At 58.1% G+C, this 13,347-nt stretch carries 14 protein-coding genes and 1 pseudogene; 10 read left to right on the forward strand and 5 right to left on the reverse strand.

What is annotated here, in order from left to right:
• Nucleotides 1-20 precede the first annotated feature (20 nt).
• The gene (locus tag C6W91_RS17365; protein WP_370571236.1) at nt 21-1,118 is read left to right on the forward strand and encodes a tyrosine-type recombinase/integrase; all 1,098 of its coding nucleotides are present in this window, start codon (nt 21-23) and stop codon (nt 1,116-1,118) included.
• 3 nt (nt 1,119-1,121) lie between these two features.
• Here C6W91_RS17365 and C6W91_RS17370 read toward each other — a convergent pair whose 3' ends face one another.
• Together C6W91_RS17370 and C6W91_RS17375 are read right to left on the reverse strand one after the other, a co-directional pair.
• Nucleotides 1,122-1,457, reverse strand: a complete 336-nt coding sequence (locus C6W91_RS17370; RefSeq protein ID WP_370571225.1) for a type II toxin-antitoxin system RelE/ParE family toxin — start codon at nt 1,455-1,457, stop codon at nt 1,122-1,124.
• Nucleotides 1,454-1,711, reverse strand: a complete 258-nt coding sequence (locus tag C6W91_RS17375) for a type II toxin-antitoxin system ParD family antitoxin (RefSeq protein ID WP_370571237.1) — start codon at nt 1,709-1,711, stop codon at nt 1,454-1,456. Before C6W91_RS17375 ends, C6W91_RS17370 begins: the two co-directional genes overlap by 4 nt.
• 126 nt (nt 1,712-1,837) lie before the next feature.
• Between C6W91_RS17375 and C6W91_RS17380 the strand changes: the two genes are divergently transcribed.
• On the forward strand, nt 1,838-2,734 hold the full coding sequence (locus C6W91_RS17380) for a recombinase family protein (protein WP_370571226.1): 897 nt from the start codon (nt 1,838-1,840) through the stop codon (nt 2,732-2,734).
• Nucleotides 2,735-3,102: 368 nt separating this feature from the next.
• Here the strand turns inward: C6W91_RS17380 and C6W91_RS17385 are convergent, their stop codons facing one another.
• Complete coding sequence (locus C6W91_RS17385) at nt 3,103-3,330, reverse strand: AbrB/MazE/SpoVT family DNA-binding domain-containing protein (protein ID WP_370571227.1); 228 nt, start codon at nt 3,328-3,330, stop codon at nt 3,103-3,105.
• A gap of 596 nt (nt 3,331-3,926) precedes the next feature.
• Here C6W91_RS17385 and repA point away from each other — a divergent pair.
• The 4 genes from repA to C6W91_RS17405 all read left to right on the forward strand — a co-directional run bounded on the left by repA (nt 3,927) and on the right by C6W91_RS17405 (nt 8,891).
• Nucleotides 3,927-5,108, forward strand: a complete 1,182-nt coding sequence (repA, locus tag C6W91_RS17390; protein ID WP_051982510.1) for a plasmid partitioning protein RepA — start codon at nt 3,927-3,929, stop codon at nt 5,106-5,108.
• Nucleotides 5,109-5,110: 2 nt separating this feature from the next.
• Entirely contained in the window at nt 5,111-6,082 is a 972-nt protein-coding gene (repB, locus tag C6W91_RS17395) for a plasmid partitioning protein RepB (RefSeq protein ID WP_370571228.1), read from the forward strand.
• A 273-nt stretch (nt 6,083-6,355) separates the two neighbouring features.
• The gene (repC, locus tag C6W91_RS17400; protein ID WP_370571229.1) at nt 6,356-7,651 is read left to right on the forward strand and encodes a plasmid replication protein RepC; all 1,296 of its coding nucleotides are present in this window, start codon (nt 6,356-6,358) and stop codon (nt 7,649-7,651) included.
• A 145-nt stretch (nt 7,652-7,796) separates the two neighbouring features.
• On the forward strand, nt 7,797-8,891 hold the full coding sequence (locus tag C6W91_RS17405; protein ID WP_370571230.1) for a Fic family protein: 1,095 nt from the start codon (nt 7,797-7,799) through the stop codon (nt 8,889-8,891).
• Between the two features lie 62 nt (nt 8,892-8,953).
• Here the strand turns inward: C6W91_RS17405 and C6W91_RS17410 are convergent, their stop codons facing one another.
• Together C6W91_RS17410 and C6W91_RS17415 are read right to left on the reverse strand one after the other, a co-directional pair.
• Nucleotides 8,954-9,466, reverse strand: a complete 513-nt coding sequence (locus C6W91_RS17410) for an RES family NAD+ phosphorylase (RefSeq protein WP_370571231.1) — start codon at nt 9,464-9,466, stop codon at nt 8,954-8,956.
• On the reverse strand, nt 9,466-9,816 hold the full coding sequence (locus tag C6W91_RS17415; protein ID WP_005617048.1) for an MbcA/ParS/Xre antitoxin family protein: 351 nt from the start codon (nt 9,814-9,816) through the stop codon (nt 9,466-9,468). Before C6W91_RS17415 ends, C6W91_RS17410 begins: the two co-directional genes overlap by 1 nt.
• 445 nt (nt 9,817-10,261) lie before the next feature.
• Here C6W91_RS17415 and C6W91_RS17420 point away from each other — a divergent pair, with 445 nt between their 5' ends.
• The 4 genes and pseudogenes from C6W91_RS17420 (at nt 10,262) to C6W91_RS17435 (ending at nt 13,302) form a co-directional block, all read left to right on the forward strand.
• Nucleotides 10,262-10,747 carry a hypothetical protein gene (locus C6W91_RS17420; RefSeq protein ID WP_370571232.1) on the forward strand — a complete coding sequence of 162 codons (486 nt, stop codon included), beginning with the start codon at nt 10,262-10,264 and terminating at the stop codon, nt 10,745-10,747.
• 39 nt (nt 10,748-10,786) lie between these two features.
• A pseudogene (locus C6W91_RS17425) lies at nt 10,787-11,431 on the forward strand (ArdC family protein); the annotation flags it as partial.
• A gap of 180 nt (nt 11,432-11,611) precedes the next feature.
• A complete protein-coding gene (locus C6W91_RS17430; protein ID WP_370571233.1) occupies nt 11,612-12,859 on the forward strand; it encodes a tyrosine-type recombinase/integrase in 1,248 nt (415 codons plus the stop codon).
• The gene (locus C6W91_RS17435) at nt 12,856-13,302 is read left to right on the forward strand and encodes a hypothetical protein (protein ID WP_370571235.1); all 447 of its coding nucleotides are present in this window, start codon (nt 12,856-12,858) and stop codon (nt 13,300-13,302) included. Before C6W91_RS17430 ends, C6W91_RS17435 begins: the two co-directional genes overlap by 4 nt.
• The last annotated feature ends 45 nt before the right edge of the window (nt 13,303-13,347 follow it).

Raw genomic sequence — 13,347 nt, forward strand, 5'->3', positions numbered from 1 at the left:
AAAGAAATATGCTCAGCGACATGTCGAAAAACCACGAGAAATCGAGCTCATACGTGCCAGTCGGGCCTTCGTCCAACGAGGACAACGAGAGAGATCGCTCTGACAGCGAGGCCCTGAGCCTGCCGTCCTTTCTGGCGGGCTCCGGCACACTCGATCGGCTGGTCGACACAGCCCGCGACTATGCGCGCGCGGCAGCTTCTGACAATACGCTGAAGGCCTATGCGATGGATTGGACGCACTTCACGCGCTGGTGCCGTATGAAGGGCGCCGAGCCGCTGCCTCCATCACCCGAAATGATTGGGCTCTATCTCGCGGACCTGGCGTCCGGGTCGGGCCCCTCCCCTGCCCTTTCGGTATCGACAATCGAACGCCGCCTGTCCGGCCTCGGTTGGAACTACGCGCAGCGGGGGTTCACTCTCGATCGCAAGAACCGCCACATCGCTACGGTGCTGGCGGGGATCAAGCGCAAGCACGCACGCCCACCGGTGCAGAAGGAAGCGATCCTGGCTGAAGACATCCTCGCGATGGTCGCCACCCTTCCTTTCGACCTGCGCGGGCTGCGGGATCGGGCAATCCTTCTTCTTGGATACGCCGGAGGCCTGCGCCGCTCGGAAATCGTCAGCCTCGATTGCGGAAAGGACGACACGCCGGACTCGGGCGGCTGGATCGAGATCATGGAGAAAGGTGCTCTACTCACCCTGAATGCCAAGACGGGTTGGCGCGATGTCGAGATTGGCCGCGGCTCCAAGGACCAGACCTGCCCGGTGCATGCGCTCGAACAATGGCTGCACTTCGCGAAAATCGACTTCGGCCCGATCTTTGTTGGGACCTCGCGCAATGGCAAGCGCGCCTCGGAAACGCGGCTCAACGACAAACATGTCGCGCGCCTGATCAAGCGGACCGTTCTGGATGCAGGCATCAGATCCGAGCTGCCCGAGAAAGAGCGCCTCGCCCTCTTCTCCGGCCACTCCCTGCGTGCCGGTCTCGCCAGTTCTGCGGAAGTCGACGAGCGCTATGTACAGAAACAGCTTGGCCATGCCTCCGCGGAGATGACCCGGCGCTACCAGCGCCGTCGCGATCGGTTCCGGGTGAACCTGACCAAAGCCGCTGGACTATAAAGATCAAGTTTCGTTGCTTCTGAGTGTTGTCAGAGCTGCGATGTGGCGAGGCAGATCGCAGCGGGAATGCAGAACATCAACGATGATGACTTCTTCAGGCCGATCCAGGAACACGAGGAAGTGCTCCCCTGCCCTGAGATATCTCAGGTCTTCGGCATCAGCGACCAGGATCGAGCAACTCCTACTATGTGCCTGCCCATTCACGATCGCTTCGCAACGGGAAAGAAGTTCGGCTTCGTAGATGTCCGCCTGGCGAAGCCCAAATTTCTCGATGGTCCAGCGGGCGATTTCGATGAGGCTTTCTTCCGCACGGCGGGTGAGCCGGAAAGTTCGGCTCATAATGTGGTCCGCGCCCTCGCAAAGGCCCGGCGAACCGCATCCGCCCCACTTCCTTCGGCCATGTCGCCATGTTCCGCTTGTTGAAGACCTTCCAAAAGGCCGCCCCGAATGCCAGTCAGCTGAGCCTCTTCCTGCTCAAGCAGTCGCAAACCCGCCCGCATAGCCTCGCTTACATTCTGGTATCGACCGGACGCGACCAATGCCTGAACCAACTTGTCTTGAGTTTCAGTCAGAACAACGTTTCGGGTCACCATGGAACACATCTCCCTATTGGCAATATATGCCAATAGGGGAGCTCGGTCAATGCTGCGAAGCCTTAAGCCGCCGCCGCCAAACTGTCGTTTATTAGTGATATGTAAAACTGCAAGAAGCATGATTTGATGCCCTTGATAGGCTACGCGCGAGTTTCCACAGAGGATCAGACCCCCCTGCCCCAGTCTGAGGCCCTTCAGTCTGCGGGTTGCGTAGAGATCTTTGAAGAACACGCCTCAGGCGGCAATCGTGCGCGGCCAGTACTTGCCCGCGTGCTCGAACGCGTCCAGAGCGGCGACACGCTGGTTGTCGTTCGGATCGACCGGCTTGCACGGTCTCTGTCGCACTTGCTGGAGGTGATCGAACGTCTGGAGGCCAAGGGCGCTTTTTTCCGCTCCCTGCAGGACCCCATCGACACTGCATCGCCGCAAGGCAAGTTCACGTTGCAGGTTCTGGGCGCAGCGGCCGAGTTCGAACGTGCCCTGATCCGCGAACGCACCAAGGCTGGGCTTGCCTCGGCACGCGCCAAAGGGCGCGTAGGTGGCAACCCAGGGCTTCGCGCCAAGGACCCCGCCGCGCTTCGCAAGGTGCGGCTGGCGCGACAGGACGGCTACATGGAGCGCCTGAACGAGACCGCGCAGGATTGGGTGCCCCACGTGCGACGCCTACGGCCGGATATGGCCTGGGAAGATGTTTTGCGAATCATTAATGGCCCCCTGCCCCACGACCGGCACTGGACCCAAAGCCGCCTACTCCGTGCTGTGAAAGCCTATGTCCGCGACGGGTTTCTACCAGATGAAGTGCTTGGCCGCGCCGGGCGCCGAGAAACTGATGACCGCCTGCCGGCTATCGTGGCTGCCATCAAAGGCTCGGACCCAAAAATCACACTCCAGGCGATCTGCGAACGGCTGGAATCCATGCGTGAGCGCACCCCTCGAGGCCGCACCAGCTGGCAACCGTCCTCCGTCAGGATGCTGTTGGAACGAGCGGAGCGACTTGGATTGCTGGTCAGGTACGTGGATTGACGACGCTCGGCCGGCTTTCGATGAGCAAGGCGTTGTGCAAGTCCTCGCTCCACAGCGTCGTGCACCCGGCGATCAGCGCGGCTGACATGATCATCGTGTCATAGACCGATTACTCTTACTTCTCTGCCAGCTCGCGACCCACTTGATGGGTTTGAACCGTTATGTCCACGAAAGGCCATAAGGACTTCATACCCTCAAGAAGCGCTCCGGTATCTTCCTAGCTGAGCCGAGTTTTCCGCCGACAATTGACCATCGCTTCGTTGAGGACCTGGGCGCTTGCCCGAGGTCCCTGCCCCAGAATTTCCACTGCTCTCTCAGCCTTTGGAGCATCGTCAAACAGGTAGAGCACAACATTTGTGTCTGCGAATTCAGCGTTCATGCGCGGCGTCGCGGCTTAGACGCGCGTCCTTGGGCAGTTTCCCGCGAAATCGCCTTAACCCTTGCAGGACTTCATCGGCGCTAGGTTGGCGCTTGACCAGAATGGTTCCGTCTCCCTTTACCAGGTCGATCTGGTCGCTTTCCTTTAGGCCCAGTTCCCGCACAAGATCCGCGGGTAGCCGGACGGCAAGGGAGCTTCCCCATTTGGCAACTCGCATGGTGTCCTCTCAGGTATGGATAAACATCCGTGTATACTTAAAACCATCAATAGGTAAGCTTTGTTCGTTTAAGGCATTGTCCTGTCTACGCCGTGCTTTGTGCCGGATACTGTTTCCGCGACGCGAGAAGCCGCGATGCCCCCTACCCTGCTGGGGATCATCGACGCCTCAGACAACAGGGCCTTGACCATCCATGCTCATGAAGTGCGTTTGATCTGATCGTTTGGGCCCGGCACCCAAGTATCTATGTAACTTTGAATGTCGATCCAATTGTGCCGTGGATTTGCCGTAGGTCTGTAGTTGCGTTGTCCGATCCGGCCTGAGTTCTCTGTAACTCTCGTTAACCGGATTTTCGGTCAAGACACCGATGAGAAACCGAGCGTTAGCGACACGCAGTCTGCGCCAGATGCACTCTTGAACCACAAGTTTGTGTGTGCTGTTAACAGCTGTTAACTCGGGAAGGTGCGTGGCTCCCCTAGTAGCGCTCGGGCTCAATAGCACAAATTGTGGATAAAATCCTTGACTTAACATGGTGAATCACGGCCATTAGAGTCAAGTTGCGCAAATAAGCGCGTTCGAGCAGAGAATTAGCAACTATGTTTCAGACGGCACCCATCGAAGCGGCCTCCCAATCCGAGCTTACAAGCCAAATGGCCGCGCGTCTACACACCGCGCTCACGACGCATCTTCAACAGGCCTACGCACCCGATCAGCGTAAGAATTTGAGACTATTCAGCGCAACAGAGACTGCTGACCTGCTTGGCGTGACCGGTCAATTCCTGCGCAAGTGCCATAGCGACGGATCGTTGCCTGAGCCGGACGTCATCAAGAATGGACGACGCTTTTATTCCGGGGAAGAGATCCTGCAAGCGCGCCATTTCCTCGAGGCAAGCTCTCGAAAACCCGGCAAGTATCTTCCTGGGCGTCGCGAGGGTGACAAGCTTCAGGTCATTCAGCTGATGAATTTCAAAGGTGGATCTGCAAAGTCAACCTCTGCGATCCATCTGTGTCACTACCTTGCTTTGAACGGATACCGGGTGCTGGCGATCGACTTGGATCCACAAGGGAGCCTCACAGGCTTTTGCGGGATTCAAACTGAACTGGAGTTTGAGGGCGCGTCGATTTACGACGCACTGCGCTATGACGATCCAGTGCCGATGTCTGAAGCTATCGTGGAAACCTATTTCCCTGGCTTGCATTTGGCACCTGCCCGCCTTGTGCTGAGCGAATTTGAGACTGAAACGGCGGTCAACGCAGGGCGCGGTGTCGCGTTTTTTGAGAAGCTCAGTCTAGCGATCCAGTCCGTTGAAAGCGACTACGATGTGGTGGTGATCGACAGCCCGCCAGCTCTCGGGTTTTTGACTCTGACCGGCCTTTATGCTGCGACCTCTGTCATCGTGCCGATGACGCCCAGCATGCTCGATCTCGCCTCTACACAGCAGTTTGTCGAGATGACATCTGCATATCTCGGGGTGATCGAGGATACGGGCGTTAAACTCGATCATGATTTCTTCTCTTTTCTCATTACGCGGGACGATCCGAGCGACATTCCCAGTCAGCAGATTGTGAGCTTGATGCGTGCCCTGTTCCAAGATCGTGTCGTTGGGGCGACGGGACTGCGCAGTACGGCAATTGGCGATGCGTCGATGCTCAAGATGTCGATCTATGAGGTTGCACGATCCGAAATGACGCGGTCGACCTACGATCGGGCAAAGAACAGCATGGATGCAGTAGGTGCGGAAATCGCAGGAATGCTTCAACAGGCATGGGGACGTTAGTCATGGCAATGGGGAAGAATAAGACCGGTATCATGGCGGCGATCACAGCGGCAAGCGAGGCATCGAAGGAGGGTGCGTCCGACAGGGCCCATCGGACCTTGCCGAAGGGAACTATCGGTTCGGTCCGTGCGGGTCTCGGGGGCATTCAGGAAATCGATACCAACTTGATCCTTGCCTGGGGCCCGAAGGATCGGCTGGATATCGAGTTAACAGCTGTTAACAGTGGCGCGCCAAATGAATCCATTCTGGACCTCGCCACCAGTATCGCTGAGTCGGGCCAGCAAGTTCCAGTGCTTCTGCGTCCCTCAAAGGATCGTGACGGTCATTTTGAAGTCATCTATGGCCAGCGACGCATACTTGCGTGCCGCCATCTAGGCATGCCGGTGCGGGCTCTGATCCGCACGCTCGATGATACCGATGCTCTCATGGCGAAGGGGCTCGAGAATGCCGGCCGTGAGGAGCTAAGCTACTATGAACGTGTTCGGTTCGCACAGGCGATTCTGGAGCAGGGGTACTCCCGCGCGGAAGCATGCCAAGCTTTGGCGATCAGTAAGAACACTCTTTCGCAGCTTGAACGTATCAATCGGCTTGTGCCCGTGGCGGTTGGTGAAGCCATCGGTGCGGCCCCGGGCGCAGGGCGCCCGAAATGGACGACCCTCGCTACAGCGTTCGAGAAGGACCAACTTTCGGAGGGGCGTGTATTGGATGTGCTTGGTCAATCTGGTGCCCTTGATTCCGACGGGCGGCTGGACCTCGTCCTTAAAGAAATTGGCAAACGAGGCAAGCAGGAGCGATCTGTTGAAGAGCGCTCGCCTGTTCCCGGTGTGCAGATCAAGAGTGGAAAATCGGGACTCTCAGTGACCGTCAAGCGGGCAGGGGAGAACACGAGATTCGCGAATTGGCTGGATCAGAATCTGGACCAGCTCATTCAGGATTCCTTCGATCGGTTCCAATCAGAGAGCCACGAAGGATAGCGGCGGTTAACAGCTGTTAACCGCCAAGATAGAGGCAACGAGCAAAAAGGAGAACGGCACCAAAAAGAAAACCCTCGAAACCGAAGTCCCGAGGGCTGCTGCGCACAAGGCGCGATTTGTTTTCACACCACAATCCTAGCAGCCCGCGAATCGCTAAACAACGAAAAACGTCTTCGGGCGAACAGGTTTTCTGTGCCTAGATAAAAAATGACAAAATTCAATGATGCTCCGCATGGAGCGACTGGGACAGTCATGCCTCAGAAGGGTGGAGGTATGTCTAATATCAACCAACCCTCGGGGTGGCGCAAAGCGACGGCCGGACTCGCGGTCGCTGAACAGCACGCACAGGCCGGTGAAAGATCAACCGTGCCCAAGTCACAGGCCTTTGTCGCCGTGAAACGCGTTGGCGCACATATTGGCCTCAAGGCTGGCGACGTGGTGCTTCTCGATACGCTTGGAGCCTTCACACAGGCCCAGGACTGGGAGAAGGGACAGCGTCCGATCGTCTGGGCGTCCAACGCCTATCTGATGGAGCAGACAGGCTTCTCGCTCTCGGCGCTCAAGCGCCATGCGCGGCGTCTGGCCGAGATCGGCGTGATAGCCTTCAAGGACAGCCCCAATGGCAAGCGTTGGGGCCACAGAGACGCTGACGGTCGTATCATCGAGGCCTATGGCTTTGATTTGTCGCCGCTGTCGGCTCGCGCCGAAGAGTTTCAGCAGCTACATGCTGAACTGCAGGCCGAGCGTGAGCTCTGCCAGCGCCTGAAACGCCAGATCACGGTTGCGCGCCGGATGATCCGCGCGAGGATCGACGCGGCCCTCAGCGGCGCTCTGAGAGGCCCCTGGACGCAACTCACAGGTCTCTTTGAGGATCTTTTGGACCGCCTCCCACGCCGGAACACGGCCTCTGAGACGCTTGCGCGGCTTCTGGAGTGGTTCAGGGAACTCCAGGAGCGTGTCGAGGCGATGTATCTCAAGGCAGTTCGAGCGGATGAAGTTGTGGATAACACCGCAGAATTTACCGAACAAGTTAGTGAAAAGACTCTAGAAATGAACCCCAGGGAGGTCATTTCTGAACCTCATATACTAATTACAACTCAACTTAATCCTGTAACCTGTAATCGCTCAGAAACTGAGCAAACGGCGGGCGTGGTGCCAAATGCGCCGCCCGAAGAGCGGGTTGATAGGGAGTTGGAAGATTGGATTGCAAAAACCCGCAAAAAACGCGGGGCAGCGCTCGATTTGCCGACCGTGATGCAGGCATGCCCTGAATTCGCGTCCTGGGCACGCAATATGGGCGGGTACCTGAAGGATTGGGGCGATCTCCATCGCGTTGTCGGGCAGCTCAGGCCGATGATCGGCGTCTCAGAGCACGCTTGGAACCTCGCGCAGGACCGTCTCGGGCCCCAAATCGCGACTGCGGCGCTGGTTCTCACGTTCGACAAGCATTGCGCCGGAGAAGTGGCGTCTCCGGGCGGATATCTGCGCGGTATGGTCGAGAAGGCCGGGGCAGGGGAGCTGCATCTCGAGCGCAGTTTTTATGGCCGGTTGAGCGGACAGGCGGCGTGAAGCGATGCGCAAGCAATTGTCCCGCGGTCCAAGTTCCAAGTGGGGCATGCGGAGATTGCTGCCTGTATTCTCCGCACCTTCTGCGGTGTTTGCTGTTGTCTTGCGGAGATTGTGCGGTATAATCTCCGCAAGGAATGCGTAAAATATGACCTACATTCACGAACTCCCTGAGTGGCCGCAGTTTACCTGGGATAAGTCCAAGCTGTCTTCACAACTTGCCGCGGTCCGTCACCGCCAAGGCAAGCTCTTGGGGCGCATGGAGGGTCTTGGCTTTGATCTTCGCAACGAGGCGATGCTCAGAACACTGACCAGTGATGTCGTCAAAAGCAGCGAGATCGAGGGGGAAACGCTCGACAAGGATCAGGTGCGCTCATCTATCGCAAAGCGGTTGGGTCTGGAAATTGGCGGACTGATCCCGTCTGATCGCCATGTTGATGGTGTCGTCGAGATGATGCTGGACGCGACCCAAGCGTATGACCAGCCACTGGATGCGGAGCGTCTGTTCGGCTGGCATGCGGCTCTCTTTCCGACCGGGCGAAGCGGAATGACCCGGATCAGGGTGGGCAATTGGCGGGGCGGTCCCATGGAGGTTGTATCAGGGCCCTATGGCCGCGAACGGGTGCACTTTGAGGCGCCGGAAGCCGCGCGGCTCAACGCAGAGATGACGCGGTTTCTGTCCTGGTTCAACCAGACACCCGACACGGACCCAGTAATCCATGCCGCTATCGCGCATCTGTGGTTCGTTACGATCCATCCTTTCGACGATGGCAACGGCCGCATTGCGCGCGCGATCGCGGATATGGCGTTGGCGCGATCCGAACGCAGTTCACAGCGGTTCTACAGCATGTCGACCCAAATCCGGCAGGAGCGGAGCGCTTACTACGACATGCTCGAAACGACCCAGAAAGGGGGACTCGATATCACGGCTTGGCTCGTTTGGTTCCTGGATTGCCTGGATCGTGCATTCGATGGTGCAGAGATCATCCTAGAGACCGTGTTCCAGAAGGCGCGGTTCTGGGAGCAATACGGAGCGGCCAAACTAAACGACCGCCAACGGGACATGCTCAATCGCCTGCTTGATGGGTTCGAAGGAAAACTCACGACGTCGAAGTATGCGAAGATCGAAAAGTGCTCACAAGACACAGCCTATCGCGACATCCTTGACCTGATCGACTTGGGAGCCCTGGAGAAAGATGAGGGCGGTGGGCGTAGTACCAGTTATTCCCTGACAGCGACGTAGAGAGGCTTTTCACAGGTGCGGTACGCGATAGGTGCATCCCGTGAAGATGTCAGCAAATCACCTCACATTCGTGACAGCCGTTCTTCGTCATCCACGACGTTAAGTGAACCGCTCTTGCCATCCCAAGCCCACAGGACGATGTTGAAGTCCGATGACGATGCGCCCTTCGCAAAACTCTGGATCAGAAGCCCTGCAAACCCATCCGCAATGAGCGCGGTTGCTAAATCCTGTGTCGGCACAGGTTGGCCATCGAGCATCTTCATGCGCCATCCAGGGTCGGCAAGCATCGTCGTTGTCGTGCCATACCGTTCAAGCCCCTCCTGATCGCGAGTGTCGAAAATAGGCCCAAGGTCGGCCTTGTAGGACACCAGGATCGTGGGTTGCAGGCTGCCGACCTGGTTGGCCTCTCTAAGAGCGGTCGCGGGATCGAGCGAGGTGTAGAGGGCAGGGGTGCCCTTGGCGTTAAAGCGCCCTCCATAGAGTTCAGCGCCTCGTCCGGACAGAGGTTCACGCGCATAGACCGGGTTCAGGGCGCGATAGAGTGGCCCTGTGTAGCGCCCATCTTTCAGCGGCATCAGGCAAAGACGCCCGCATCGACCGCATCGATGTATTCCAGAACTTGCTGAGCTTTGCCTTCCTGCACCAGCTGCATGGCTGTCCGGCCATCAAAGCCGGGCAGGGGCTCTGAACGGTACCATGCATAGGCCATCAGTTCCGAGCCGAAGCGGGGCTCGACTTTGTTCAGCACCTCGACCAATTCGCGCAGGCGGCGCTGCGTCTTGTCCGAACCGATGCGGGTTCGCCTCTGCAACGCGTCTTTGCCCAAGCCGACGGTCAATGCGATTTCTTCTGCTGACGTGCGTAGCACCGCAGCGATCTTGCGCGGTTCGAATTGCCCAGCTTCAGCAAAGTTCGTGATGTGCATGATCTATGTTCCTACAGTGATACTGACGGTATATAGCGACAATATTGCTGAATTTCAAGATGTCAGGAGGTGCTGCGCCTTCGTTTCCCATGCTAATCCCCAACGCTGCATTGCTCTGAACGCCGGAAATCCTGATTTTTGGGCCTGAAAAGTCGCAGTAGGCGCGCTTTTTGCCGATCGAGAACATCAGATAAGTTATTGATAATATGCTAAAGACTGCTGCGGTCGGGCTCGGGTTGCCGATATACCTTGCCGATCTTGGACCCCAACCGGCACTGACTGCATGAAGTCCTTGGGAACCGCGGTGGTGTCGGGCCCTTGTCAGTTTCCGCGGTCCAGTTGGCGGTTGGAAAGTGAAAGTATTCTTCGGGTTTTGTGACTGACGGATGAGGGCCTTTGGGGTCCTTCAGATGGGTCCAGGCCGGGTTCCGGTCTGCCGTTCCTGATGAAGGGCATTCCCATGCAAACAGGTGTCTTGCGCGTGCTCCGCGCAACCGCCGCCTCCTGGTGGCGGCATAGAGAGCTACGCCGAACTGGCCAGACGACGCTGGCACGGCGGCTCGAACGCCAGACCGTTCTCCGCGATCTCGGCTATCTCAGGCAGGCGGCGACGCTGCCGAATGCCCATGTGATCTGCGGAGACGGCGGCACGTTCATCCATCTCGGCTGGACCACGGTGTCGAGTTTCGCGCCAATCGAGCGCTTTCCCTTGGCCGCTCTAGCGGTCGCGCGAGGCACGCCGTTCATCGATCTCCGACCCGTCACCGATGGCATCGCATTCGCGAATCTGCCGCGGGTGACGCGGGGCGGATCGGTCGATCCTGACCATTCGGGTGCCGGCAGCTCCGTCTCGCTGACCAACTACATCGACATGGTCGAAAAGCTCGGCGCGGGGATCGTCAACGATCCGCGGCCCCGGCAGTCAACCTGACTCCCAATCTTCTTACCAATACACGAAAGGAGGCCAGCCATGGCCCGATCCCGCACGCCCAAATTCGATGCCTCCGAGGTCATCACAAACGAAATCATCCGTATCATCGAGCGCGGCGTCCTGCCGTGGCGCAAGCCATGGACCGCAGGTGGCAGCTCTCGCCCCCTGCGCGTGGGCGGTGAACCCTACCAGGGGATCAATAACTTCCTACTGACCATGCGCACCGTGATGGCGGGCCACAGCTCGCCGTTCTGGATGACGCTGCCGCAGGCCAATGCGTTGGACGCAAAGGTGCGCAAGGGCGAAAAGTCCTCTGTCGTCGTTTATTACGGTCAAAGCCGGAAAGACGCGGGCGGCGATGAGCATGACCGCAGCGACGGGGATGATCACTCCGAGGAAGCCCGTATATTCCGCTTTCAGAAATCCTATCGCGTGTTCAATGCCTGCCAGATCGATGGCCTGCCCGACAGTTTCTACCCTGACCCGGAGCCCGTGCCCGAGCATCCGCCGTCCGAGCCGATCCTGCACATGCAGGCGTTTTTCGATGCCATCGACATCACGACCGTCTTCACAGGAACGGAAGCGTACTATTTGCCCCCCGTGGACAAGGTTTACATGCCATCCATCACGCGGTTCCAGGACCCGCGCAATTTTTACGGGGTCTGGGCCCATGAGCTGGCCCATAATGCCGCGCTCCGGTTTATGCCGCGCTTGTTCAGGCGAAGTCTTGTTTCCTGCGGTTTTTGTCGTTTTCCGGCTGCATAAGACTGTAGTTCAGAACCGCCATGTGAGCGTGGCGAACTGCGCAATTGGGGCCAGCGATCTGCCATAGGTGCAACCTTCAACCAAAAGAAGGAAACACTCATGGAAAACGATACGCACCCAGATCAAACGACGAGGCGGAAACTGAAAGCTGGCAGCCATGCCGATCGCTTTGCCCTACAGATCGAGGCGGAGGGATACGGCCTCCGTTCCATCGCCAATTACAGAACCACAGCCGAGGCGCTTTGGGCGGCGATGCTGGAGGCAGACGTCTGTCCCACTGAGCTGACCGATGATCGTGTGGACCATCTGGCGGCGTCGATCATCAGTGCGGCTTCTGCGAGAGACCAAAAGCACTGTCGGTACCGCATCAATCGGTTCAGGGATTATCTCATTGAAAATGCAGGCGCACCGCCGCGCTCAAAACCGCCGCTGGACATGTCACCGAGGGCCTGCCTGAAACGGGAATACGAAACCTATCTTCGCAGTCAGCGCGGCTTGTCTGAGGACACAATTTATCACTGCCTACGGTTTTATGACCGGTTCCTGACCGCGAAGTTCGGCACCGGTTTAGGTGATCTGAATACGATCAAACCCGGCGACATCACTGGGTTCATCCTTCGACTGCGGGAGGCCCAAAACGCGCCACGCGACAAAACCGGCCCGTCTCACCTTCGTAATCTGTTCCAGTTCCTGTTCTGGAGCGGCAAGACGGAGCGAAACCTGAGCAACGCCGTGCCAAAGGCGCGGCAGCCGAAACCTACAGGCATTCCGAGGTATCTGGAGCCGGAACAGGTCAACCGGCTCATTGAGGTGGTGCGCGGCCACAAGAAAACGGGCCGACGCAACTATGCAATGCTGATGCTGATCGCCCGGCTGGGCCTTCGGCCCCCAGAGGTGACGGCGATAGAACTGGACGATATCGACTGGCGTGCTGGTGAAATCCTGATCCGCGGCAAGAGGCAGTTGCACGACCGGATGCCGATGTCGGCGGAGGTTGGTGAGGCGATTGTCGATTACATCAAGAATGAGCGCCGGGGCCCGGACCGCGCGCTGTTCGTGTCGGTGAAACCGCCGTTCAAGAGGTTCAAGGACGCGCAGATCCTTCGCTGGATTTTGCGGGATGCCTATGACGCGACCGGCATTAGTCCGCCGCAAGCCTATATCGGCACGCACATTCTGCGGCACAGCCTGGCCACCGACATGCTGCGAAAAGGCGCGTCGCTTGCCGAGATTGGAGATGTGCTACGACACCGATCTGCGATGAACACGACAATCTATGCACAACATGATGTTGATGCCCTGCGCACGATCTCGCGTCCTTGGCCAACGGCGGAGGAAGTACAATGAAGACGCTTTCTCAACGACTTGACGAGTACCTGGTTCTTCGGCGTTCGATGGGTTTTGATCTCTCCTTCGATGAACGGGTCCTCCGCAAGTTCGTCAGCTTTGCCGACGACAACGGGTTCCATATCATCTCGACGCCCTTGTTCCTCGATTGGAAGGCAAACTACGGCAGCGCGGACAACAACACATGGTCTCATCGCCTTGGTATGGTACGCAGGTTTGCCTTCTGGCTTGCGGAGCACGATGATCAGACCGAAATCCCGTCCAGCCAGCTTGTCACAGGCCGATACCGACGACGGGTGCCGTATATTTACGCGCCCAGGCAGATCGCGGAACTTGTCGCCGAGGCCGGTCGGCTGCCGTCACCCTATGGCCTCCGAGCCGCTTTGTGGCAGACCCTGTTCGGCTTGATCGCGGTGACGGGTGCTGCGCGACAAACTGGATGAGATTCCGCGTCAATCAGGATGAGACGTTGCGGCGGGCGTGTGTCG

The organism is Phaeobacter sp. SYSU ZJ3003, from assembly GCF_041300735.1.
Lineage (GTDB): Bacteria > Pseudomonadota > Alphaproteobacteria > Rhodobacterales > Rhodobacteraceae > Phycobacter > Phycobacter gallaeciensis_A.